We start from the raw sequence: 24,516 nt of genomic DNA, 5'->3' as shown, positions 1-24,516 counted from the left end.
TTTCGCTGCCTGCGCTTACTATCGGTAGGTGCAGGAACCGCGGAAAGACTCTTTGGCAGGCGCCCTCATCGACGGGCGTTACCTGGTGCAATCCCGGCTTGCGCGGGGCGGGATGTCGACGGTCTACCTCGCCACCGACCAGCGACTGGACCGCCAGGTCGCCCTGAAGGTGCTGTATCCGCACCTTGCCGAGGACTCCAGCTTCCTCCGCCGCTTCGAGCAGGAGGCTAAATCAGCGGCCCGGCTTTCGCACCCGCATGTGGTGGGAGTGCTCGACCAGGGCATGGAGGACGGCCCCGAACACCGCACCGCCTATCTGGTGATGGAGTACGTACCGGGACGGACCCTCCGCGACCTGCTGAGGGAGCGCGGCCGGCTCACTCCGCGGCAGGCCCTTGCCCTACTGGACCCGGTGGTCGAGGGCCTCGGGGCTGCCCACGCGGCAGGCCTGGTGCATCGGGACGTGAAACCCGAGAATGTACTGCTCGCCAGCGACGGGCAGATCAAGATCGCCGATTTCGGGCTCGCGAGGGCGGTGTCCACGAACACCGGGACGGGAACCCTCGTCGGTACGGTGGCATACCTGTCCCCCGAGCTCGTGACCGGCGCATCGGCCGACGCCCAGAGCGACATCTATTCAGTGGGCATCCTGCTCTTCGAGCTGCTCACCGGCCGGCAGCCGTTCACCGGGGACGCCCCCATCCAGATCGCCTTCCAGCACGCGCACTCGACAGTTCCAGCTCCGTCGTCACTCCTTCCCGGACTTCCGTCGGACATCGACGAGCTCGTCCAGTGGTGCACGGCCCCGGACCCCGAGGACCGGCCGGTGAACGGGCTCGCCCTGCTCGGCGAGCTGCGCCACATCCGGACCACCCTCACCGATGACGAACTCGATTTCTCACCCGACGACGGCGTCGTGCCTCCCGACCCTGGAGTCGAGGGCGCCACCGGGATCATCCCCACGACGGGCCGCGAGGGGGATTCACCCACGGACGTGGTCCCGTCGGTTGTCCAGCATCCCACCACGGTTCTGCGACGGGACACCTCCGATACCCAAGTCATCGGAGCGGTGCCGCGCGGCCGCCCCGGCCCTCCGCCCGGTTCCTCCGGCCGTACCGGTCCCGCGAAGGGATCCACCGCCTCCCAGAGCCCGAGGAACCTGCAGAAGCAACAGCTGAGGGACGCTCAGCGTCCGCAGAAATCTCTCCAGGGGCCGGCCGCGCGTCGTCGTACCGGAATCCTGGTTGCTTTGCTGGTGCTGCTCGGCATCCTCGCCGCCGTCGCCGGCTGGTTCTTCGGCGCCGGCCCGGGCGGGATCGTAGCTGTGCCCGACGTGGCCAATCGGTCCGTAGCGGACGCGCGCTCGGTTCTCGACCAGCGGGGGCTCACCTCGGTCACCACTGACGAGGTCTTCCACGAGGTAGTCCTCGCCGGGCTCGTCGTGGGAACGGAGCCCGCGGCAGCGGCGGAGGTGCGCCGGTTCGAACGCGTCGAACTCCTGGTGTCGAAAGGACCCGAACTCTTCGTCGTGCCCGATGTGACCGGTGAGGACCGGGTCAGCGCTGCGGGGACCCTCGTCGAGGAAAACCTCAGTGTGGGCACCGTCGCCGAGCAGTTCGACGAGGAAATCGAGCAGGGGCGGGTCGTGAGCCAGGTCCCGGCGGCGGGCGCGGAGGTGCGTGCGGGCGCCGCGATCGACCTCGTGGTGTCGCGGGGGCCGGAGCCCATCCGGATTCCGGAGGTCACGGGCCTGCCTCGGGAGGCCGCCGTCCAGGCGATCGAGGATGCGGGCCTGACACCCGAGGTGCTCGGGGACGCCGTGAACAGCGTTTCAGTTCCGGAAGGCGCTGTGGCGCTGCAGTCCCCGGCCACCGGACAGGCAGCGAGGGGAACCGTCGTCGAGCTGACGCTGTCCGCAGGTCCTCGGATCCTCCGGGTTCCCAATGTGTTCTCGAACTCCGAAGAGGCCGCGGTGGCTGCACTGGAGGCCGCGGGATTCCAGGTGGAGGTCGACTACACCTTCGGACGCCCCGTCCTCGGGCTGGTTGCAGACCAGGACCTGACCGGCAACCAGCCTGAGGGGTCAGTGGTGACGATCACCGTCACCTGAGGGCACAGCGACCCGTCAGCGCTTGGAAAGTGCGCCGGCCACCAGGAATGCCATCTCGAGTGACTGCATGTGGTTGAGGCGTGGATCGCACACCGACTCGTAACGCTCGAGGAACGACTCCTGGTCCACGGGGTCGGCGCCGCCAAGGCACTCGGCAACGTCGTCGCCGGTCATCTCGACGTGCATTCCGCCCGGGAACGTGCCCAGCGACTGGTGGACCTCGAAGAAACCGCGCACCTCGTCCATGACGTCGTCGAAATTGCGGGTCTTGTACCCGTTGGGCGAGGTGACGGTGTTGCCGTGCATCGGATCGGTCACCCAGAGCACCTGGGCACCCGACGCCGTCACCTTCTCCACGAGCTGGGGCAATTTTTCCCGGATGTTCCCGGCGCCCATGCGCGTGATGAAGGTGAGGCGTCCGGGTTCACGGTTCGGGTCGAGCTTGTCGATAAGCGCGAGGGCGTCATCGCCCGACGTCGAGGGCCCGAGCTTGACCCCGATGGGGTTGCGCACCCGGGAAAGGAAGTCGATGTGCGCGCCGTCGATATCCCTGGTCCGCTCGCCGATCCACAGGAAGTGGGCGGAGGTGTCGTACGGGAGCGACGTACGTGAATCGATGCGGGTGAGTGCACGTTCGTAGTCGAGCAGCAGGGCCTCATGGCTCGCGAAGAACTCCACACGCTTGAGTGCTTCAAAATCCGCGCCGCACGCGTCCATGAATCGCACGGCGCGATCGATCTCGCGTGCAAGGGACTCGTAGCGCGAGTGCGCGGGATTGGCGGTAAAGCCCTTGTTCCAGTGGTGCACCAACCGCAGGTCGGCGAACCCGCCCTGCGTGAACGCGCGGATCAGGTTGAGTGTCGACGCCGACGTATGGTACGCCTTCACCATCCTCGCGGCATCGTGGCTCCGGGTCTCCGGCGTGAAGGCGTAGCCGTTCACCATGTCACCGCGGTAGGCAGGAAGGGTGACACCGTCCCGTGTCTCGTCATTGGAGGACCTCGGCTTGGCGAACTGCCCCGCCATCCGTCCCATCTTGATGACGGGCAGCGACGCTCCGTAGGTGAGGACGACGGCCATCTGGAGGATGGTCTTGACCCGCGCGCTGATCCGATCCGCCGTCGCGCCCTCGAACGTCTCCGCACAGTCGCCGCCCTGGAGGAGGAAAGCCTTGCCCTGGGCTGCGGCAGCAAGCCTCTCACGCAGGACATCCACCTCGCCGGCGAACACGAGCGGTGGAAGTGAGGAAAGTTCCCGGACGGAATTCGAATAGACCGCGCCGTCCTGCCAGGTGGGCTGCTGCGAGATCGGCAGGGATCGCCACTGGTCAAGACCCGCGGTGGGCCCGGCGGTGGCGGGTTGGACAGTTGGCGGGAGGACGGGAGCAATTGAATCGGTCACCGGTTAAGCCTAATCGCTCAAGTACCATGCCTTGTCCTGCGGCGTCACGCGAAGATGCCGAGAAGTCACATACCCGTGCGGCCGTCCGGTTCGTCCTGCTCGCCGGGAACGACCGGGGTGCCCTTGGCTTCCGGCTGCCCACCGATCCTTTCTCCGCCAGCATCCGTCCCGGCGGTCTTCCTGCCGGCGGTTTTCTTCCCAAGGGTTCTCTTCTTACCGGTGTTCTTCGCGACAGGATCCGTCCCGGCGGCTTTTCCCCCGGCGGTGTTCTTCACGACAGGATCCGTCCCGGCGGCTTTTCCCCCGGCGGTATCATTCCCGACGGAATTCGACCCGATCTCGGTAATGGCCCCCGGCGCGGGAGCTGCCGCCTGCTCAGCGGGGCTGAGCCGGACCGCCGCACGCCGATTATCGGCGCCGGGCCGCGGCGTCTTCTTGCCCGCCGCCTTCTCTGCAGCGAGCTTGTCCTTGACCGTACTCGCGTAGGCGTCGACGTATTCCTGGCCCGAGAGCCTCATGAGTTCGTACATGATCTCGTCAGTCACCGACCGCTGCACGAAGCGGTCATCAGCCAGTCCCTCGTACCTGGTGAAGTCGAGCGGCTCACCGATGATGACGCCGACCCTGCGGATGTTCGGAATCCGCCGGCCGATCGGCTGCACCTTGTCGGTGCCGATCATCGCAACCGGGATGACGGGAACGCCGGTCGCCAGGACGAGTTTCGCCACGCCGGTCTTGCCGCGGTACAGGCGTCCGTCCGGGCTGCGGGTTCCCTCGGGGTAGATGCCCAGCAGCCCCCCTTCGTTGAGGATGTCCATACCGGCGGTGAGCGAGGACGACGACGCCGCACCGCCTGAGCGGTCCATCGGCAGCTGGTTCGACAACCGGAAGAACATCGCCGTCATCCGCCCCTTGAGTCCCTTGCCGGTGAAATATTCGGATTTGGCGAGGAACACCACGGGCCGCGGCACCGCAATGGGCAGGAAGATCGAATCGGAGAAGGACAGGTGGTTGCTGACCAGCACCGCGGGCCCTGAGACCGGAATGTTGTCCACACCCTTGATCCAGGGACGGAAGAGCAGATTCAGAAGGGGACCAACGATGACCCTCTTCATAATCCAATAGAACACGCTGCCAGCCTCCCTGAAGGGACGGCGGCCTTCGATACCGGTACGCCGTCCTTTTTACCTTGCAGAAGCCTACTCTAAGGGCCTTGCACGCCGCACCAGAGGGCCGGCTGATGGTCGCTCCCGGCCAAGAGCCCGGGCACGGTGGCGTTGGACCGACCACGCAAGGGTGGATACGCAGTTGACGAACCGCAGCCGGGTGGCCACGATGGATCATAACCTCCGTCGATCTTCGGCCGCCCGGGGGACCCATCCGTTCTGGAACAGCAGGTAGCAGCGTATGACCCCCCGAGGGCAGGAACCCAACGAGTCAACCGACGATGCGGTGTGGCTGGACATCGTGGCACGGCTCGAGGAGCATCCTGCGGGAACTGCTGCGGATCCGGAGCAGAACAGTCCGAGGACCGACGAATTCCTGACCGGGCCGGCGCGGACCGACATCCCCCTCACCGATCGGGAGCGCGTGGACGCGGTCTTCGAGAACCAGCCGCTGCGCCCCATGGGCCCCCGTGACTATGAGGGGGCAACTGAAACGAACGACGACGACGACGGCCGCTATGTCCCGCCGGAACCTCCTCCCCTGGGGGTGGGCGACCCTCTGCTGGTGCTTTCCTGGCTGGCCGCCGCCGGCGGCCCTGTGCTGCTCCTGGTCATCGCCATGTTCTGGCGAGATGCTCCCCTCTCCGTGTGGCTCGGAATTCTCGCCGCATTCGTGGCCGGCGCGGGCTACCTCCTGACGCGGCTGCCCCGAAGCCGCGACGATTTCGACGACGGCGCCGAGGTCTAGGTTCGGCACGTCCGGTTCCCCCGGAGTGTCAGCCGCCGCCGCGCGTCATCTGCCGTGAGAGATCCGCGGCGCCGATGAGTCCCGCGGCCGGCCCGAGGGCAGCGAGGTCGATCCGCGCAGCCGGCCGGAATCCGCGGCCCGTCAGATTTCGCGCGAAGGCCCGGCGGGTGGGTTCAAGAAGGAGTTGCCCGGCACTGCTGAGACCGCCACCGATCACGAAGGTTCCCGGATCGAGCGCCGCCGCGAGGTTCGCCAGGCCGAGCCCGAGCCACTGCCCGATGTCGTCGACGAGCTCCCTCGACGCCTGGTCGCCTCCCATGGCGAGGCTGGTGACCAGGGCTCCCGTGATCGCCGGGACGTCGCCGTCCACCGCGTCGAGCAGGTTCCGGGCCACGGGGGAATTGGCTGCGGCGAGCTCCCGGGCCTCACGGCCGAGTGCGTTGCCCGACGCGTACTGTTCCCAGCACCCGCGGTTCCCACACTCGCAACGATGGCCCTGCGGCACGATGATTTGGTGCCCGAACTCGCCGGCGACACCGTACCGGCCCCGCTCCACCCTGCCGTCCAGGATCATCGCCCCGCCGATGCCGGTTCCCAGGGTGACGCACACGAGCCGCGGCTCGTCGCGTCCGGCACCGAACCGCCACTCGGCCCACGCCGCCGCGTCGGCGTCGTTCACCACTGTCACCCGCCGCCGCAGCAGAACCTCGAGGTTGCGGCGCAGGGGCTCGTTCCGCCAGGCGAGGTGCGGGCTGAAGAGCACTGTCCCGTTCGCCAGGTCCATCCAGCCCGCCGCTCCGATTCCGACGGAACGGATGCGGAAGTCGCGCGATAGTTCTCCTACCAGTTCGGCGATCACCCGTTCCACCTCGCGTGCGTCCTGGCCGGGCGTGGCGCGCGTGGCCTCGGCGAGGGTCCGCCCGTACACGTCGACGACGCCGGCGGCGACCTTCGTGCCGCCGATATCGATGCCGACTGCAAGTCCGCGCCGTGCGGGATAGGAGAGGCCGGCACGCGGGCGCTGCGCCGCGAACGGTGCGCGGCTGTGCCAGGGGGGCATCGATGGGGTGTCGGCGCGGCGGGAGCGGAAGAGACCCCTGTGCTGCTGGGATGCCATCGGATTTCCCCTCCGTTGCGGGAAGGCCTGCGGGGTTCCGCGTGACCGTTACTGATTCGTACATTACTGGACGGTAATTTATGCGCGAAAACCAGTAGGCTAGGGAAATCCCACAGGCATTGGTGATATCGAAGGAGCTATCGTGCGCGAAATCAGCGTTCCCGTCCTGGTGGACGTACCCCGCAACAGCAACACCACGGACCTCGTGGTGCGGCAGGCGGAAAAACCGTCCAACCCCGCCCTTTTCTCCGTTCCGGACGGCGACGGCAAGTGGCAGGACATCAGCGCCACCGAGTTCCGCAGCCAGGTGGAGGCAGTAGCCAAAGGCCTGATCGCGTCGGGCGTCAACGCCGGTGACCGGGTCGCCATCATGGCTCGCACACGGTACGAGTGGTCGCTCGCGGATTTTGCCATCTGGTTCGCGGGCGCCGTGTCGGTTCCCGTGTACGAGACGTCATCCCCCGCCCAGGTGGCCTGGATCCTCAGCGATTCCGGTGCCGTGGGTGCTTTCGTCGAAGCAGCACGTCATGAGAACGTGGTCCGGGAAGCAGCGGCCTCCGAGAACCTCAGTGCACTGCAGCACGTGTGGCAGTTCGACGGGAACGGACTCGATGTCCTCCGCACCGCGGGAGCGGGCGTCGAGGACCAGGCGATCGCTGCCCGCCGGGCGATGGCCGGGCTCGACGACGTCGCCACCGTCATCTACACGTCGGGCACCACGGGCCGGCCCAAGGGTTGCGAGCTGACGCACGGGAACTTCGTCGAGCTCGCCGACAATGCTGCCGCCGCGCTGCCGGAAGTTGCCCATGAGGGCGCGCAGACCATCATGTTCCTTCCCCTGGCGCACGTCTTCGCGCGGTTCATCTCCGTACTGTGCGTCTCGGCGGGAGCCACCGTGGCGCACACGTCCGACGTCAAGAACCTGCTCCCCGATCTCCAGAGCTACAAGCCGACCTTCATCCTCGCCGTACCCCGGGTGTTCGAGAAGGTGTACAACAACTCGATGCTGAAGGCCGAGGACGGCGGCAAGGGCAAGATCTTCCATGCAGGAGCCGACGTCGCCATCGCGTGGTCAAAAGCCGACCAGGCGGGCAAGGTCCCCCTGATGCTCAAGGCCAAACATGCCGTCTTCGATCGCCTCCTCTACGGGAAGATCCGCACCGCCATGGGCGGACGCGTCCAGCATGCAGTCTCCGGCGGGGCCCCCCTGGGCGACCGCCTGGGGCATTTCTTCCACGGCATCGGTCTCATGGTGCTCGAGGGCTACGGCCTGACCGAGACCACGGCCCCCATCACGGTGAACACGCCCAAGCGCATCAAGATCGGCTCGGTCGGCGCACCCCTGCCCGGCAACGCCGTTCGGATCGCCGACGACGGCGAGATCCTCGCCAAAGGGGTCTGCGTGCTGAAGGGCTACTTCAACCGTCCGGACCTGACCGCTGAGGCCTTTGCCGACGGGTGGTTCCGCACCGGCGATATCGGGCAGCTCGACGACGACGGATTCCTGTTCATCACCGGCCGTAAGAAGGAAATCATCGTCACGGCCAGCGGGAAGAACGTGGTGCCGGCGATGCTGGAGGACACCATCCGTGCCAACGCGCTCGTGTCCCAGTGCGTGGTCGTCGGCGACCAGCGCCCCTTCATCTCCGCGCTGATCACGCTCGACGAGGAAGCCCTGCCGGGCTGGCTCGACCGGCACCAACTGCCGGCCGGTACCACCATGGCGGAAGCCGCGGAGCACCCCGTGGTGCTGGCCGAGATCCAGGATCTGGTGGACGGCGCGAACACGACTGTGTCACGGGCCGAGGCCATCAAGGTCTTCCGGGTCGTGCCGACGGATTTCACTGAGACCAGCGGCCACCTCACTCCCTCACTCAAGATCAAGCGGGCCCAGGTGCTGAAGGACTACTCCGGCGTCGTCGAGGGAATCTACTCGTCGAGCAAGGTCTGACCGCCTGATCGGTCGGCCGACCGATCAGTGCGCTGACTGCCGGTCACCTGCGGCTGGTCAGCCGGTTCCCAGCGACAGCAGAGCGTTCTCCACCACCTCGGTCAGGGCCGGATGGATCCAGTACTGTCCCTGCGCCATGTCGTGGGCGGTAAGCCCGAATGACATCGCCTGGATGAGGGGCTGGATGATCATCGACGCTTCGTGTCCGAGGACGTGGGCTCCGAGGAGCCGTCCTGTGCCTCTCTCTGCCAGCAGCTTCACGAAGCCGACGGTGTCCTCCATCGCCCATCCGTAGGCTGTTGAGCCGTATTGCTGGACCGCGGTCACGATCTCGGTGCCGGTCGATTCGGCATGACGAAGCGCCTCCTGCTCGGTCATACCGACGGCGGCCAGCTGCGGGTGGGTGAAGACCGCTGCTGGTACATACCTGTGGTCGCTCAGGCGCAGGTTCTCGGGATGCAGCAGGTTGTAGGAAACCACCCGCGCCTCATGATTGGCGACATGCTTGAGCTGGTGGGCACTGCTGACGTCGCCCAGAGCCCAGACACCTTCAACCGGCAGCCCTCCCCTCAGGACACGCTGGTAGGCGTCAACATGGAGACTGCCGTTCGCGGCGAGATCGAAGCCTGCCTCGGCCGCACCGAGTCGGTCGGTATTGGCGACCCTGCCGGTCGCCACGAGCACCGCGTCGACGTCGAGGTCCTCGGCGCCCGCCGGGCCGGATACCACCGCGCGTACTGTTCCGTCGGAATTTTCCTTCAGCGAGGCAACGGATGAGTCGAGACGGACCTGCCACTGCTTCGAGGCCTCCTCGGTGAAGCGCGCCGACACCGTCTCGTCGAGAGCCCGTAGCAGGCCACCGGAGCGCACCACCATCGTCACCTCCGTGCCGAGGGCTCCGAAGACGTGGGCGAATTCTGCTGCGATATAGCCGCCTCCGATGATCAGCAGACGCGCGGGCTGCGTCGCGAGCCGCATCACGGTGTCGGAGGTGTGGACCTGCGGAAGGGTGATTCCCGGGATGTCGGGCAGCACTGCACGCGATCCTGCCGCAATCACCACCTGGTCGGCGGTGATCTCCTGCCCTGTTGCGGAGACGAGCGATTTCTCGCCGGTCAGGCGGAAGTACTCCTCGAACAGGGTGACGTTTTCCAGTTCGTCCGCCCGATACTCGCGTCCCCCGGTGGAAATCGCGTCGATACGGGTGAAGATGCGGTCGCGGATGTCGGCCCACCTCGCTCCGTCGAAGGTGAGGTCCACGCCGAGTCGCGAGGACTCGCGCGCAGCGGTCGCGAGCCCTGCTGGATACACATACATCTTCGTCGGGATGCAGCCGACATTCAGGCAGGTCCCGCCGAACGTCCCGCCGTCGATCAGGGCGATCCGGCGGTTGTCCCACTCCGGAGTGATCAGGGTGTTGCCGGAGCCCGAGCCGATGATGGCGAGGTCGTAATGCGTCATGCTTCCTCCGGTGTCACCTCGAGGAGGAGGTCGCCTCCTTGGGCTTGGGCGGCGCCGGCGGTGATGCGTTTGATGGTGCCGGTGACCGGTGTGGTGATGTTGGCTTCCATTTTCATGGCTTCGATGGTCGCTACGGTGTCTCCGGCGGTGACGGTGTCGCCTTCTTGGACGGTGATGGTGACGGCGCCGGCGAAGGGCGCGGGGATGTGGCCGGGCCGGGTGGTGTCGGCTTTCTCTGCGGTTTTGACGTCGCTGTGGATGGAGTTGTCGCGGACACTGACGGGGCGCATCTGGCCGTTCAACACGCACATCACGGTGCGCATGCCTTTCTCGTCGGGGTCGGAGACGGCTTCGAGGCGGGCGATGAGCCGGACGCCTTTTTCGAGTTCGATGACATGCTCGGTGCCCTGTTGCAGGCCGTAGAGGTAGTCCGCGGTGCCCAGCACGGAGACGTCTCCGTAGGTGTCGCGGACGGCCGCGTAGTCCTTCGCGGGTCCTGGGAAGAGCAGCCGGTTCAGGGTGGTTCGGCGCTCCGGGGAGTCCCCTGCGAGTTTCACCTCGTCCTCGGGGTCGAGTTCAGCCGTGGCGGGTTTGACGGTGCGGCCGGTGAGGGCTTTGGTGCGGAAGGGCTCGGGCCAGCCGCCGGGCGGGTCTCCGAGGTCGCCGTTGAGGAACCCGATCACCGAATCCGGGATGTCATAGGCCTGCGGATTGGCTTCGAATTCCGCCGGATCCACGTTCGCGCCGACCAGGGCCAGGGCCAGGTCTCCCACGACCTTGGAGGACGGGGTGACTTTCACCAGGCGCCCCAGGATCTTATCGGCCGCGGTGTACATGTCCTCGATGGCCTCGAAGCGCTCCCCCAACCCCAGGGCGATGGCTTGCTGCTTCAGGTTGGAGAGCTGACCGCCGGGGATCTCGTGCCGGTAGACCCGGCCCGTGGGCCCGGGCAGCCCGGACTCGAAGGGCGAGTAGATCCGGCGGACCGCTTCCCAGTAGGGCTCCAGGGCACACACAGCGTCCAGGTCCAGCCCGGTCTCGCGCTCGGTGTGGGCCAGGGCCGCGACCAGCGCCGAGGCCGAGGGCTGGCTGGTCGTCCCGGCCAGGGGTGCGCTGGCGACGTCCACGGCGTCCACGCCTGCCTCGATCGCGGCCAGCAGGGTCGCGAGCTGACCCCCGGCGGTGTCGTGGGTGTGCAGGTGCACCGGTAGCTCGAAGCGTTCCCGCAGCGCGGTGACGAGTTTCGCCGCCGCGGCGGGGCGCAGCAGCCCGGCCATGTCCTTGATCGCCAGGATATGCGCCCCCGCGTCCACGATGCGCTGGGCCAGGTCGAGGTAATACTCCAGGGTGTAGAGGGTTTCGGCCGGATCGAGCATGTCCGCGGTGTAGCACAGGGCCACTTCCGCGACGGCGGTGCCGGTCGCCCGGACGGCCCGGATCGCCGGCTCCATCTGGGACACATCGTTCAGGGCATCGAAGATCCGGAAAATATCGATCCCCGACGCCGCAGCCTCGGTGACGAATGCTTCCGTGACGGCTTCGGGGTAGGGGGTGTAGCCCACCGTGTTGCGCCCGCGCAGCAGCATCTGCAAACAAATATTCGGGATCTCCCGGCGCAAAGCATCCAGGCGGTCCCACGGATCCTCGCCCAGGAACCGCAAACCCACATCATAGGTCGCACCACCCCAGGCCTCCACCGAGAACAGTTCCGGGGTCAAACGGGACACCGGGCCCGCCGCGGCGGTCAGGTCCCGGGTGCGGACCCGGGTCGCCAGCAGCGACTGGTGCGCGTCCCGGAACGTCGTATCCGTCACCGCCACCGCCACCTGGGCCCGCAACTCCTGAGCGAAGCCCTCAGGCCCCAGTTCCAGCAATCGCTGGCGCGATCCGGCCGGCAACGCAGCCTCACGGTCCTCCTGGGGGATCCGGGGGAGCTTCTCCTGCGGGTCAAGGTGCACCGGGCGCTCCCCGTGCGGCTTGTTCACCGTCACCTCCGCCAACCACGTCAACAGCTTCGTGCCCCGGTCCGCCGGCACCCGGGCCGTCAACAGCTCCGGGCGCTCGTCGATGAAGGACGTCGCGACGTTCCCGGCGAGAAAGTCCGGATCATCCAGCACCGCCTGCAGGAAGCTGATGTTCGTGGACACCCCGCGGACCCTGAACTCCGCCAGCGCACGGCGGGCCCTCGTGACCGCGGAAGCATAGTCCCGGCCCCGGCAGGTGAGCTTGACCAGCAGCGAATCGAAATGCGGGCTGATCTCCGCCCCCGCATACACCGTCCCACCATCCAGGCGCACCCCGGCACCACCGGCCGACCGATACGCGGAAATACGTCCCACGTCGGGCCGGAACCCGTTCGCGGGATCCTCCGTGGTGATCCGCGACTGCAACGCAGCACCCCGCACATACACCGTGTCCTGCGACAAGCCCAGATCCGCCAGCGACTCCCCCGCGGCGATGCGCAACTGCGCCTGCACCAGATCCACGTCGGTGACTTCCTCGGTCACCGTGTGCTCGACCTGGATGCGCGGATTCATCTCGATGAACACATGCTCACCCGCCCGCTCCCCCACCGTGTCCACCAGGAACTCCACCGTCCCGGCATTCACATACCCCAGGGCCGTCGCGAACTTCACCGCGTCCCGGTGCAACGCCTGCCGGATCCCCTCATCCAGGTTCGGGGCCGGCGCGATCTCGATGACCTTCTGATGCCGGCGCTGCAACGAACAATCCCGCTCGAACAAATGCATCACATTGCCTTGCGCATCAGCGAGGATCTGCACCTCGATATGACGCGGCCGCAACACCGCCTGCTCCAGGAACATCGTCGGATCCCCGAACGCCGACTCCGCCTCACGCATCGCCGCTTCCAACGCCTCCGGCAACGCCTCCCGCGTATCGACCCGGCGCATCCCCCGGCCCCCACCGCCGGCCACGGCCTTGGCGAACACCGGAAACCCGATCTCCTCCGCCGCCGCGATCAACTCCGTAACATCGGCGCTCGGACGGGAGGAGGCAAGCACCGGAATACCCGCAGCCCGCGCCGCGTCCAACGCCTTGACCTTGTTCCCGGCCAGTTCCAGCACATCAGCCGGCGGACCCACAAAGGTGATTCCCGCATCCGCGGCGGCCCGCGCCAGGCCCGGGTTCTCCGACAGGAAACCATACCCCGGGTAGATCGCATCACACCCCGACTCCTTGGCGACCCGCACGATCTCCTCGATGTCCAGGTACGCCCGCACCGGGTGGCCCTCCTCACCGATCAGATACGCCTCGTCAGCCTTCTGCCGATGAATCGAGTTACGGTCCTCATAAGGGAACACCGCCACCGTCTTGGACCCCACCTCATGCCCGGCACGAAACGCACGAATGGCAATCTCACCACGATTAGCTACCAGAATCTTCGAAAACATCGCTCTCCTGCGTCCTTGCGGGTCGGTTGCGGCTTGCTGGGAAGTTCCTCCGATCCTACAGTTCGGTTCCTGTGGGGAGTTCATCTCCTGTAGCGACACGTAACGGCAGTGGGCGACGTTCCGGAGCCTCTGCCCGTCCCTTTAGAATGATCAGGGGATTTTCGCTTACCTGCTGCAGACCTGCCGCAGGACACCAGGTTAGGGATGGGTATCTCGCGTGCAAGTTGTCAGTATCAGCAGCCTCAAGGGCGGAGTGGGTAAGACCTCGGTCACCCTGGGGCTTGCATCGGCGGCACTTGCTGCGGGAATTCCGACGCTCGTGATCGACCTCGACCCCCACGCGGATGCGACTCGGGGGTTGGGGGTGGACCGCGGCGGCCAGCTGGACATCGGGCGGCTGTTGAAGGACTCCCGCCGCGGGGATCTGGCGGCCAACACGGCTCCGAGCGGCTGGGCTGTGACTGCCGGCCGGCAGGACCCGGCGTTGGATGTGGCCGTCGGTTCCGGTACTTCGGCATCCTTCGACCGGCCCGACCTCGGCACCCGTGACCTGAAGAGACTTTCGACACTGTTGTCCAGGGTCGATCGATATAGCCTGGTCCTCATCGACTGCCCGCCCTCGCTCAACGGGCTTACCCGCATGGCCTGGACTGCCAGTAACCAGGTGCTTCTGGTCGCCGAGCCTGCGCTGTTCTCCGTGGCAGGAACCGAGCGGGCCATGCGGGCGCTCGAGGTTTTTCGTTCGGAGTTCGCGCCGGGCCTTCGGACGGCGGGAATCGTGGCGAACCGGGTACGGCCGGCGTCGAACGAGCACGCGTTCCGGTTGAAGGAGATGGGGCGGATGTTCGGGGACCTCCTGCTCGATCCGACGATCCCGGAGCAGGCGAACTGGCAGCAGATCCAGGGTGCAGCCCACTCGGTGCACTCCTGGCCAGGGGACGCCGCGCGGCAGACAGCGGGGTACTTCGACGAGCTTCTGGGGAATCTGTTCGATTCGGGCCGCCTTCGAAGCCGTGCGTCCCGCAGGTAGGACCAGAAGCGGCGGGACCGCGCGGAACACGGCGAACGCCCTGGACGTGTCCGGGGCGTTTCTCGTTTTCTGGTAGCGCAGGTGCCCCTCGAAGCGGCACGTCGACGGAACGCTAGCCGATGCGGCGTGCCGTGGTTCGGCGCTTGCTCAGCTCATCGCCCGGAAAGCCCTGCTCGGGCGCGTGCTCGCTGGGAAGGGCCGCGAGGGTGCCTTCGACTTCGCGCCAGACCCGCCCTACGGCGATGCCGAACACGCCCTGACCGCCCTGCACGAGATCGATGACCTCGTCGGCGGAGGTGCACTCGTACACGCTTGCGCCGTCGCTCATCAGGGTGATCTGCGCGAGATCCTCGACTCCGCGCTCCCGCAGGTGCTCCACGGCGCTGCGGATCTGTTGAAGCGAAACGCCGGTGTCGAGCAGCCGCTTCACGACTTTCAGCACGAGGATGTCGCGGAAGCCATAGAGGCGTTGCGTGCCGGAACCCGTCGCTCCCCGTACTGCAGGCTCGACAAGTCCGGTCCGGGCCCAGTAGTCGAGCTGGCGGTAGGTGATCCCCGCGGCCTTGCAGGCGATGGGGCCGCGGTAACCGGCGTCCTCGTCAAGAACCGGGAGGTCCTCGGTGAACAGTAAGCCCTGGGCGCTTGCAGGTAGGGCGGAACCCGCTGCGGCCTGGCCCGCAAGCTCGCCGGCGTCACCCTTCGGACTCACGCGCTGCCTCCTCATCGGGGTCCCCGGGAATGTAGCCGAAGAGGCCTGAGGGCCGGGGATTTGAACTCAAGTGTGCCCCGGCTCGGGCTTCGGTGCAATGGGAACTATTCTTCGACGTTAGATCGCTGCGGTTCGAAGGTCAAAGACCCTGCACCTAAAGAATTCCCGTGTCGGGAAGGCTCCGGCCGGATCAGGACCCGGAGCTGCCTCGGAGCGGACTCCGGATCAGCGCTCGAAGTCCTCAGGCTCGACATCGGCAAGGAACTCCCGGAACTGGCGGAGTTCCTTCTCGGCGGTTTCCTGCTTCTCATCGGAGGCTTCACCGTCCTCGCCGTCATCCTCCGCCTCCGCGATCTCAACCCCGGCCGCAAGCAATACCTCGTCCGCGCAGAAGATGGAACAGGGCACGCGCAGCGCGACAGCCAAAGCGTCGGAGGCGCGCGATTCGACGGTGGTGCCGTCGTCGAGCACCAGTTCGGCGTGATACACGGTGTCTTCCACCGAGGTAATCCGCACCTCGGTGATGGCCCGTCCGGCAGCCGCCACGACGTCGACCAGCAGGTCGTGGGTCATGGGGCGCGGCGGCACGATGCCCTGCTGCACGAAGGCTATAGCACTCGCCTCCGGCGCTCCGATCCAGATGGGCAGGTGCTTCGGCCCCGAGATCTCCTTGAGCAGCACGAGGGGCTGGTTCGACGGCAATTCGATCCTCACCCCGACAACTTCCACTTCGATCATTGCAGGACGCCTAACTGTCCAGCCTGGAGATGTGGCCGTAAACCAGGGCGCTGTGAAGCCCGAGGCACAATTCGCTGATTTCACGCGCCGTCTCGGCAGCACGGGCTTTGGACGCGACGTCGCGTCGGGACGCTTCGGGAGCGATCACCCGTTCCACGAGGCCCAATTCGCGGTCGGCCGCGGCGCGGAAGGGGCGCAGGTGCCGGGGTTCGATGCCGTGGCCTTCGAGCTGGACGCACGCCTTCGTGATTTTCAGGGCGTGTTCGTCGAAGCGGCCGTCAGCAGGCGCTATCAACCCGAAGTTCACGAGGTCCGCCATGAGCCGAGGGGTTGCACCGGCTTCCGCGGCAAGCGTCTCGGCGGTCAGGCTGCGCGCGTGGGAACCCAGCTCCCGGGCCAGTTGGTCGGACACCATACGCGGCGAGAGGCTCATCCCACCGGGCAGCGATTCGGGCCGCTCTCCCCGATCGATGGCATCGACATAGTCCTTGATGACTTTCAGGGGGAGGTACTGGTCCCGCTGGAGCGCCAGGACGAAGCGGAGGCGTTCGACGTCGTGGGCCGCGTACTTGCGGTAGCCCGCGCGCGTCCGCTGCGGGGTGATCAGTCCCTTCTCCTCGAGGAACCGGATCTTCGACGCGGTGACCTGCGGAAAATCCTCCGCGAGCTCGCGGAGGACCTCACCGATGTTGCGGACGCCGGAGCCCGGGTGCGCCGGAACCGCACCTATGCTGCGCCGGCTGGAAGGAGTTGAAGGCATGAAGCGGACTACGCCTGCGCGGTGTGCTGCGCCGAGGACTGGCCCGCGGCACCGGTGCGCGCCGCGTAGAAGGTGAGGCGGAACTTGCCGATCCGCACCTCGTTGCCGTTGCGCAGCGCGATGCTGTCCACGCGGTCGTTGTTGACGTAGGTGCCGTTCAGGCTCCGTGTGTCGACCACCAGGAAGCCGGTTTCCGTGCGGCGGAACTCGGCGTGCTGACGGGACACGGTGACATCGTCGAGGAAGATATCCGCATTGGGGTGGCGGCCGGCTTTCGTCACGTCCTCGTCGAGGAGGAAGCGGGCACCCGCGTTGGGACCGGAGTGCGCGATCAGCAGTGCGGATCCGGCGGGAAGAGCCGAGACGGAGTTCTGCTCCTCACGAGTGAGGTTCCGCTCGATTTCGGTGGTCTCGATCTGCGGGGGCAGACCGATGGTTGTGGTCTCCGAAGACTCCATCTGCGGTTCCCCTTCGTTCGCGGCTGCGGTGTTGTCGCCAACCATTGGTTTCCTCCCCACCCTACGTGACCTGAGCTCGATGGCCTCGCCATCCCGGGTAGCGACAACTGCCAGAGCCGGTAGCTCTAGCCTACCTGCTGCGAGTATTCCGAAGAACTCAGCAGTTCCTCGACGACGGCGGCGCTCTCGACGCGGATTTCGAGGAGCCAGCCCTCGCCGTACGGGTCGGAGTTGATGAGCGAGGGATCATCGTCGAGGGCCTCGTTACGGGAGACGACTTCGCCCGAGACTGGGGCGTAGACATCGCTGACGCTCTTGGTCGACTCGACCTCGCCGACGACGTCGGCGCCGCCCACTGTGGAGCCGGCGTCCGGCAGCTGGACGTACACGACGTCACCCAACGCGTCCTGCGCGAAATCGGTGATCCCCACGCGCACCACGCCGGCGGCATTCGGCTCGCTGACCCACTCGTGCTCGGCCGTGTAGTAGAGACCTTCGGGAATGTTGCTCATGATCGCCTTTCAGCTGGTGATTCCGGATGAGGACCAAACGGCAGCTGCGCCCGGTCCGGTATGGATCGAGTATAGGCATGGTTCCCATCGACCCGTGCGCCGGTCCGCCCAGGGGAGGCAGGCAGGCCGGCGGACACAGAAAAACCCGTTCCCACCTGCTGCCTGCAACAGGTGGGAACGGGCCCGTTAACTGCTGTTCCGTCCGTCGGGATGACAGGATTTGAACCTGCGACCCCTTGACCCCCAGTCAAGTGCGCTACCAAGCTGCGCCACATCCCGAACGGTGTGACCCTTACCGGTCAAACCACCTCGATAACTCTACAGCATCAAGCCGGACGTACCGCACGAAGACCGGCGATCAACGCTTCCGGCTACGCTTTTCCCTCACGCGCATGCTCACTTCGATGGGGGTCCCCTCGAAACCGAAGGTTTCCCGCAACCGGCGCGTAATGAAGCGGCGGTAACCGGGATCGAGGAAGCCCGTGGTGAACAGGACGAACTTCGGCGGGCGGCTTGAGGCCTGCGTGCCGAAGAGGATCCGCGGCTGCTTGCCTCCCCGGACCGGGTGCGGGTGCGCCGCCACCAGTTCCCCGAGGAAGGCGTTGAGCCGGCCCGTGGGAATCCGGCGGTCCCAGGACTCGAGGGCGATGTCGAGTGCCGGCACCAGACGGTCCTTGTGCCAGCCGGTCAGTGCCGAGATATTGACGCGTGGAGCCCAGTCCACGTGCGCAAGGTCCTGGTCGATCTCGCGCTCGAGGTAACGCCTGCGCTCGTCGTCGAGCAGGTCCCACTTGTTGAAGGCCAGCACGATCGAACGGCCAGACTCGATGGCCATGTTGAGGATCCGGACGTCCTGCTCGCTCAGCACCTCGTCGACGGCGAGGAGCACGACGGCGACCTCCGCCTTCTCGAGGGCGGATTGCGTCCGGAGGGAGGCGTAGTAATCGGCGCCCTGCTGCATGTGTACGCGCCGGCGGATGCCCGCGGTGTCGACGAAGCGCCAGGTGCGCCCGCCCAGTTCGAGCATCTCGTCCACCGGATCCCGGGTGGTGCCCGCCAGCGGGTCGACGACGACGCGGTCCGTCCCGGCGAGCTTGTTCAGCAGCGAGGACTTGCCGACGTTGGGGCGCCCGATCAACGCGACGCGGCGGGGTCCACCCGACCGTTCGATGCCGCCGTGCTCGGAGAACTCGGGAAGGATTTCCACCACTTTGTCCAGCATGTCGGCGGTGCCGCGGCCGTGCAGTGCCGAGACCGGCCAGGGCTGGCCGAAGCCGAGGCCCCACAGGAAGGCGGCGTCGGCCTCGTTCTGGATGTCGTCCACCTTGTTGGCCACGAGGATCACCGGCTTCTTCTTGCGCCGGAGCATCCGCACCACTGCCTCGTCGGTCGCGGTGGCTCCGACGGTGGCGTCGACCACCAGCAGCACGGCGTCGGCCATGTCCACGGCAATCTCGGCCTGGTCGGCAACGCGCCGGTTGATGCCCTTCGCGTCCTGCTCCCACCCGCCGGTATCGACGAGCGTGAAGTTGTGCCCGGTCCACTGCGCAGGGTAGGACACCCGGTCACGCGTGACGCCGGGGGTGTCCTCGACCACGGCCTCACGGCGGCCGAGTATGCGGTTGACCAGGGTCGACTTGCCGACGTTGGGGCGTCCCACGATGGCGAGGACCGGGTTCAGCCGGTGTTCGGCGTCGTCGTCGTAGTCCTCGTCCTGGCGCGCAAGCAGCGCTGCGTCCTCGTCGTCGAGCTCGTAGTCCTCGAGCCCGGCGCGCAGCGAAGCGGCACGGACCTCGGCCTCGGCGTCGTCGAGCACCTCGAGCCGCTCGGCGATGCGGTCCTCGCCCGCAGGCTCGAATTCCTCGTCGGGTCCGGTGGGATCCTGGGGCGGAATCGTTCCGCTCATAGTGCATTCCTTCGTTAGTACGTGGCTGGTGGGCGGCGCCTGGCTGTACTCCGATCGACTCGAAAGAGGGGTTCGGAGCGTTGGCCGTACGGCGCCTAGTGGGCGACGGCGCGCACGACGTCGAGAACTGCCGAGACGGTCTGCTCGAAATCGAGTGTTGAGGAGTCGACGGTGACCACGCCGTCTGCGGCTTGCTGGAAGTTCACCACTGTGGAATCGCGGGCGTCCCGCTCGAGCACCTGCTGCTTGAGCTGGCCCTCGCTCTGTGAACCGCCCAACTGGTCCCCGCGCCGGCGGAGGCGGGCCTCCTCGCTCGCCGTCAGGAGGATCCGCACCTCGGCGTCAGGAGCGACGACGGTGGTGATGTCACGTCCCTCGGCCACGATGCGGTGCCCGGCCCCGGCGATCAGGGCACGCTGGCGGCGGATCAGTTCGCTCCTTGCTCCCATGGTCGTCGCCACGGCGCTGACCGCGGACGAGACGGAGGGTTCCCGGATGGCGTTCGTGACGTCCTCCCCTTTCAGGGTGACAGATTCCCGGTTCGGGTCCGTGCTGATGAACAACTCGACGCTGCGGGCGGCCTGCTCGACCGAGACGGCGTCCTGCAGGTCCACTCCCCCGACCATGCAGTGCAGGGTGACCGCACGGTACATGGCGCCAGTGTCGAGATAGGCGGCGTGCAGTCGCCGGGCGACTTCCCTGCTGACGCTCGACTTGCCGGAGCCCGACGGCCCGTCGATGGCTACCACGAGGGATTTGCCGAGCCGGAAGCGGGACAGGGGGCGGTTCTCGTTCACTGGATCACCTTCCAGCCCCGCTGCGTGAGGGACTCCGTCAATTTCTGCCGCTTCCCGGGCAGGACCGAAATTTCGGCCATCCCCAGCTGGCGTCCGGGTGAGTGTTCGAGCCGCAGGTCCTCGAGGTTGATGCCGGTATCGCCGATCTCGGTCAGCAGCCGGGCGATCTGCCCGGGCGTGTCATCCACCAGCACCGTCAGCCGGGCAAAGGAGCCCGGTGGGGTGCCGTGTTTGCCCGGGATCCGTGCCTGGCCGGCGTTACCCTCGGACATCAATTGCGCCATGTCGAGCCGCGCGCCATCGGCGACGGGGTTTTCGAGGGTTCCGATCAGGCGGTTCAGGTCCTCACGCACTCCGTACAGGATGTGCACGAGGCGATCGGCGTTCGCGGAGAGGATCTGCACCCACAGGCCGGGATCGCTGGCCGCGATGCGCGTGACGTCCCGGAGCCCGTTGCCGGCGAGCGACAGCGCGTTGGCAGGGGTTTCCTGCAGGCGGCTCGCCACGAGGGAGGACACCACCTGTGGCAGGTGCGAGATGAGGGCGACGGCCTGGTCGTGGTCGTCCACGCTCATGCGTGCCGGAACTGCGCCGAGGTCAACGGCCAGCGCTTCGGCGCAGCGCACCGCTGCAGCTGAACTCTGGTCCCCGGGGCACAGCACCCAGGGCATGCCGGTGAACAACTCGGCGCGCGCAGCCACGGGGCCGGATCTCTCGCGGCCGGCCATGGGGTGCGTGCCCACATACCTCGACAACGCCGCCTCTCCGGGCAGCAGTTCCCGGAGCTCCCGCAGGACGGCGGACTTCACGCTGGAGATATCGACGACGACGGCGCGGGGGTAGTCTCCCAGGGCGGCTGCGGCGATCGCGGCGGTCACATCGGGTGGCACGGCGACGACCACGAGCTCCGGTTCGAGGAACTTGCCGGCTACCGCCGGCTCAAGGACGCGGCCTGCACCGATGTCCCGCGCCACAGCCTGCGTGGACGGGGAGATGTCGGAAAGCACGACGTCGACGCCGCGGGCCCGAAGCCCGAGGCCGATGCTCGCCCCGAGCAGCCCGGCGCCGATCACCAGCACGGGACCGGTCAGGTGGGTTCCGTTGTCCGCCTGTGCCTGCATCCGCTACAGACCTACCGATGCGAGGAGGTGGCCTACCTCCTGGCGCCCGAGGACGCGGATGCTGCCCTGCCGCTGGTCACCGACACGGATGGGTCCCACCTGGGTCCTGACCAGCCGCTCGACGGGGTGGCCGACTGCGTCGAAGAGCCTGCGGACCACGCGGTTGCGCCCTGAATGGAGCACCACCTCGACGAGGACGTGGCCGGGAGTGGAATCGACGAGCTTGAAGGAATCAACCCGTGCAACGCCGTCCTCGAGCTCGATGCCCTCCTTCATCTGCGCGCCGATCCCCTGAGCCATGGGTCCGCGGACCTGGACGAGGTAGGTCTTCGGCACTTCGTACGAGGGGTGGGTGAGCCGGTTCGTCAGCTCGCCGTCGTTCGTCAGCAGGAGCAGGCCCTCGGTCTCGGCGTCGAGCCGGCCCACATGGAAGAGCCTTTCGTTCTTGTTCTTGTTCTTGAGGAAATCGCCGATGCAGGGCCGGCCCTCGGGGTCCTCCATGGTGGACACCACGCCACGCGGCTTGTTGAACACGTAGTACCGCTGGGACTCGTTGAGCTGAAGACGCATGCCGTCGACGTGGATGGCAACCTTCTCGGGGTCCACGCGAACTCCGAGTTCGGTCACCACGCTGCCGTCCACCTCCACCCGTCCGTCGAGGATCATCTCCTCGCATACGCGCCGGGACGCGACGCCGGCCAGCGCCATGACCTTCTGCAGCCGGACACCCTCCGGATCGTGGACATCGACCTCGTCGGCGGGACGCGAGGAGCGCGCGGGCTTGGGACGCCGGACGGGCCCGAGGTCCTTACCGAACCGCTCCCGCCCGAACGCCTTGGGTCCGGCCGGTTTCTGACGCGTCGGGCGGCCCGGTTTTGCCGCTCCAGGCCTGCCGCCGGACGGACGTGCCGCACCGAACTTCCTCTCACCGGTCCGGCCGGCACCCTCGCTGCTCCTGGAAGGGCCGTCCCGGAAGGAGCCGTCCCTTGAGGGGCTGTTCCTTCCCTCGTCGGGCCTGCCTGCGGCGTTACGGGAGAACCCGTCCCGGGATGAGCCTGCGCCGGAACCCTGCCGCCCCGAGGTCTCAGCGCCGAACCTGCTCGTGGACCCCGAGCCGGGCCTCTGGCGCTCGGCTCCGCGGCCGGCCCCTGCTGCGCGGTCATCACCGGGACGGCCCCCGCGCGCACGGTCATCACCGGCGCGGCCGGGCGTGCGGTCACCATCGGGACGGCCCCCGCGCGCACGGTCATCACCGGGACGGCCCCCGCGCGCGCGGTCACCATCGGGACGACCCCCGCGCGCACGGTCATCACCGGCGCGGCCGGGCGTGCGATCACTGTCGGGACGGCCCCCGCGTGCACGGTCATCACCGGCGCGGCCCGTCGGCCGTCCGCGGCCGCCTGAACTGTCCGACGGCCTGCCGCCTGAGGCGGCGCCGCGGCGCGGGTTATTCCGTCCGGAGCCGGATCCTGGCGCCTGTGTCATCAATTCGTCCTTCTGGTTAGCATTCTTAGTACGTCGTATCGTCGAAATCCCCGAGGTTCTCCAGACCGGGCAGGTGAGGCGCGAGCCGCGGCAGCTCGGCCACGCTGCCAAGTCCCAATCTTTCCAGAAAATACGGGGTGGTCCCATAAAGGATTGCCCCGGTCTCCGGATCGGTCTCCACCTCGGCAACGAGCCCGCGCTGCGTGAGGGTGCGGACCACCGAATCCACGTTGACACCGCGGATGGCTGAAACCCGCGCACGGGAGACTGGTTGCCGATACGCGATCACCGCAAGCGTTTCGAGTGCGGCCTGTGAAAGGCGGGACGTCTGGCCTTCGAGGACGAACGCCGCCACCACTGGAGCAAACCAGTTCCGGGAGAAAATGCGCCATCCGCCGGCGATGCTGCGCAGCTCGAAACCGCGCGGTTGGGGAGCATCGACGCTCTGCGGGCCTTCCCCAGTATAACCGTCGTACTCACGCTGCAGTTCCACGAGCATTTCCGCCACCTGCCCGGCGGGCACACCCAGCACCAGGGCCAGCTCGGTCTCGGTCACCGGCTTCTCCACCACCATCAGGACAGCCTCGAGCGCGCCCTTCAGTCCGCCCGGCTGGTCCGCGGGGTCGTATGCGGCGGGACTGTATCCGGCGTCGCCGGATGCGTCGTCGCCGTCGGGACGATCAGTTCTTTCAACCATTCCCCCTCCCACCGCTCCCGCCATTCCCGACGGGCCTACCCTCGGTCGTTACGGCGAGTGGTGCTGCGCCGACGTCGGAATCTGCCGTTCGGGCCTCCGGGCGTGGCCCATCGGTCTCCGCCACCCAGCGGAAGTGGAGCACACCCAGCGGTGCTTCCTGTTCGAAGGAGACGACTGCGTCCCGGATCAGTTCCAGCAGAGCCAGGAAACGCGCGACGACGACAGCCCGATGTCCGGCGTCGGCGGTGAGTTGACCGAAGGACAACGAAGGAGCTCCTCTCAACAACACCCCGATCAGCTCGGCCTGGCCCGGGACGCTGACCCGTGGGAAGTGGAGGTGGCCGAGGCTCACCTCGCTGCGCGCAGGTTCCCGTGGCGCAAGCACCTTCCGGGCGAGGGCGGCGAAGTCTTCCGGAGAGGACTGCCACACCAACTCGGGCAGCATCGCGGCGAACAGTGGCTCCAACGGTGCCTTGCGCGGGTACCGGTCAACCTCCTCGTCGAGTTTGCCGGCCAACTGGCGCGCGATCTCCTTGAAGGCCCGGTACTGGAGCAGCCGCGCGAAGAGGAGGTCCCGCGCCTCGAGCAGTGCGATGTCCTCATCATCCTCGACCGCCCCCGAAGGCAGGAGCCTCGCGGCCTTGAGGTCGAGGAGCGTTGCCGCCACGACGAGGAACTCACTCGCCTCGTCGAGGTCCCACTCCCCCTCGGAGAGCTGGATCCGGCGAATATGGGCGAGGAATTCGTCGGTCACCTCGGCAAGTGCCACTTCGGTGATGTCCAGCTCACGCTTGGAGATCAGGTTCAGGAGAACCTCGAACGGGCCGGTGAAGTTGGAGAGGTGCAGTTCGAAGACCGCCTTCATCTCCTGCGGTGCCGGCTTTGCTGCTGTAAAGGCCGCGGACTGGAACCCCGGAGCGGGCATGGCCTGCACCC

19 protein-coding genes, 1 tRNA gene and 1 pseudogene are annotated in these 24,516 nt (G+C 67.2%); 4 read left to right on the top strand and 17 right to left on the bottom strand.

From position 1 onward, the window contains the following. Nucleotides 1-52 precede the first annotated feature (52 nt). Nucleotides 53-2,110 carry a Stk1 family PASTA domain-containing Ser/Thr kinase gene (pknB, locus tag IWX75_RS12285; protein WP_334684308.1) on the top strand — a complete coding sequence of 686 codons (2,058 nt, stop codon included), beginning with the start codon at nucleotides 53-55 and terminating at the stop codon, nucleotides 2,108-2,110. A 15-nt stretch (nucleotides 2,111-2,125) separates the two neighbouring features. Here pknB and IWX75_RS12280 read toward each other — a convergent pair whose 3' ends face one another. Then, nucleotides 2,126-3,499, bottom strand: coding sequence for a class II 3-deoxy-7-phosphoheptulonate synthase (locus IWX75_RS12280; RefSeq protein WP_334684336.1), 1,374 nt, complete (start codon nucleotides 3,497-3,499; stop codon nucleotides 2,126-2,128). Between the two features lie 461 nt (nucleotides 3,500-3,960). Next, nucleotides 3,961-4,641 (bottom strand): annotated as a pseudogene (locus IWX75_RS12275) (lysophospholipid acyltransferase family protein); the annotation flags it as partial. Nucleotides 4,642-4,918: 277 nt separating this feature from the next. On the opposite strand from IWX75_RS12275, the gene IWX75_RS12270 reads away from it, so the two are divergent. Beyond that, complete coding sequence (locus tag IWX75_RS12270; protein ID WP_196822535.1) at nucleotides 4,919-5,425, top strand: hypothetical protein; 507 nt, start codon at nucleotides 4,919-4,921, stop codon at nucleotides 5,423-5,425. Between the two features lie 28 nt (nucleotides 5,426-5,453). Here the strand turns inward: IWX75_RS12270 and IWX75_RS12265 are convergent, their stop codons facing one another. Beyond that, nucleotides 5,454-6,485: an ROK family protein gene (locus IWX75_RS12265; RefSeq protein WP_196822684.1), complete on the bottom strand. Its 1,032-nt coding sequence runs from the start codon at nucleotides 6,483-6,485 to the stop codon at nucleotides 5,454-5,456. 199 nt (nucleotides 6,486-6,684) lie between these two features. Here IWX75_RS12265 and IWX75_RS12260 point away from each other — a divergent pair, with 199 nt between their 5' ends. Continuing rightward, entirely contained in the window at nucleotides 6,685-8,493 is a 1,809-nt protein-coding gene (locus tag IWX75_RS12260; RefSeq protein ID WP_196822534.1) for an AMP-dependent synthetase/ligase, read from the top strand. Between the two features lie 57 nt (nucleotides 8,494-8,550). Here the strand turns inward: IWX75_RS12260 and IWX75_RS12255 are convergent, their stop codons facing one another. After that, nucleotides 8,551-9,954, bottom strand: coding sequence for a mycothione reductase (locus tag IWX75_RS12255; protein ID WP_196822533.1), 1,404 nt, complete (start codon nucleotides 9,952-9,954; stop codon nucleotides 8,551-8,553). Next, the gene (locus tag IWX75_RS12250; protein ID WP_196822532.1) at nucleotides 9,951-13,367 is read right to left on the bottom strand and encodes a pyruvate carboxylase; all 3,417 of its coding nucleotides are present in this window, start codon (nucleotides 13,365-13,367) and stop codon (nucleotides 9,951-9,953) included. Before IWX75_RS12250 ends, IWX75_RS12255 begins: the two co-directional genes overlap by 4 nt. 217 nt (nucleotides 13,368-13,584) lie before the next feature. On the opposite strand from IWX75_RS12250, the gene IWX75_RS12245 reads away from it, so the two are divergent. Next, nucleotides 13,585-14,397, top strand: a complete 813-nt coding sequence (locus tag IWX75_RS12245) for a ParA family protein (RefSeq protein ID WP_196822531.1) — start codon at nucleotides 13,585-13,587, stop codon at nucleotides 14,395-14,397. Nucleotides 14,398-14,509: 112 nt separating this feature from the next. On the opposite strand, the gene IWX75_RS12240 is transcribed toward IWX75_RS12245, so the two are convergent. From IWX75_RS12240 to IWX75_RS12185, 12 genes are all read right to left on the bottom strand, one after another. Then, a complete protein-coding gene (locus IWX75_RS12240; protein ID WP_196822530.1) occupies nucleotides 14,510-15,106 on the bottom strand; it encodes a MerR family transcriptional regulator in 597 nt (198 codons plus the stop codon). A 225-nt stretch (nucleotides 15,107-15,331) separates the two neighbouring features. Continuing rightward, entirely contained in the window at nucleotides 15,332-15,844 is a 513-nt protein-coding gene (locus IWX75_RS12235) for a bifunctional nuclease family protein (RefSeq protein WP_196822529.1), read from the bottom strand. A gap of 10 nt (nucleotides 15,845-15,854) precedes the next feature. Continuing rightward, the gene (ftsR, locus tag IWX75_RS12230) at nucleotides 15,855-16,604 is read right to left on the bottom strand and encodes a transcriptional regulator FtsR (protein ID WP_196822528.1); all 750 of its coding nucleotides are present in this window, start codon (nucleotides 16,602-16,604) and stop codon (nucleotides 15,855-15,857) included. Nucleotides 16,605-16,612: 8 nt separating this feature from the next. After that, nucleotides 16,613-17,107, bottom strand: a complete 495-nt coding sequence (locus tag IWX75_RS12225; protein WP_196822527.1) for an FHA domain-containing protein — start codon at nucleotides 17,105-17,107, stop codon at nucleotides 16,613-16,615. 80 nt (nucleotides 17,108-17,187) lie between these two features. Next, nucleotides 17,188-17,574: a glycine cleavage system protein GcvH gene (gene gcvH / locus IWX75_RS12220; protein WP_196822526.1), complete on the bottom strand. Its 387-nt coding sequence runs from the start codon at nucleotides 17,572-17,574 to the stop codon at nucleotides 17,188-17,190. Between the two features lie 205 nt (nucleotides 17,575-17,779). After that, a tRNA-Pro gene (locus IWX75_RS12215) sits at nucleotides 17,780-17,853 on the bottom strand. 79 nt (nucleotides 17,854-17,932) lie between these two features. Further along, on the bottom strand, nucleotides 17,933-19,480 hold the full coding sequence (gene der / locus IWX75_RS12210) for a ribosome biogenesis GTPase Der (RefSeq protein ID WP_196822525.1): 1,548 nt from the start codon (nucleotides 19,478-19,480) through the stop codon (nucleotides 17,933-17,935). Nucleotides 19,481-19,575: 95 nt separating this feature from the next. Next, the gene (gene cmk, locus IWX75_RS12205) at nucleotides 19,576-20,277 is read right to left on the bottom strand and encodes a (d)CMP kinase (protein WP_196822524.1); all 702 of its coding nucleotides are present in this window, start codon (nucleotides 20,275-20,277) and stop codon (nucleotides 19,576-19,578) included. Continuing rightward, a complete protein-coding gene (locus IWX75_RS12200) occupies nucleotides 20,274-21,398 on the bottom strand; it encodes a prephenate dehydrogenase (protein ID WP_196822523.1) in 1,125 nt (374 codons plus the stop codon). The genes cmk and IWX75_RS12200 overlap by 4 nt, the downstream gene beginning before the upstream one ends. A 3-nt stretch (nucleotides 21,399-21,401) precedes the next feature. Beyond that, complete coding sequence (locus tag IWX75_RS12195) at nucleotides 21,402-22,883, bottom strand: pseudouridine synthase (protein ID WP_196822522.1); 1,482 nt, start codon at nucleotides 22,881-22,883, stop codon at nucleotides 21,402-21,404. A gap of 25 nt (nucleotides 22,884-22,908) precedes the next feature. After that, a complete protein-coding gene (gene scpB, locus IWX75_RS12190; RefSeq protein WP_196822521.1) occupies nucleotides 22,909-23,580 on the bottom strand; it encodes an SMC-Scp complex subunit ScpB in 672 nt (223 codons plus the stop codon). After that, a complete protein-coding gene (locus tag IWX75_RS12185; RefSeq protein WP_196822520.1) occupies nucleotides 23,573-24,505 on the bottom strand; it encodes a segregation and condensation protein A in 933 nt (310 codons plus the stop codon). Before IWX75_RS12185 ends, scpB begins: the two co-directional genes overlap by 8 nt. Between the last annotated feature and the right edge of the window lie 11 nt (nucleotides 24,506-24,516).

The organism is Arthrobacter sp. CAN_A6 (assembly GCF_015751715.1).
Classification (GTDB): Bacteria; Actinomycetota; Actinomycetes; order Actinomycetales; family Micrococcaceae; genus Arthrobacter_D.
Note: the sequence above shows the minus strand (reverse complement) of the source record. Positions and strands in the feature narration are given on the sequence as shown.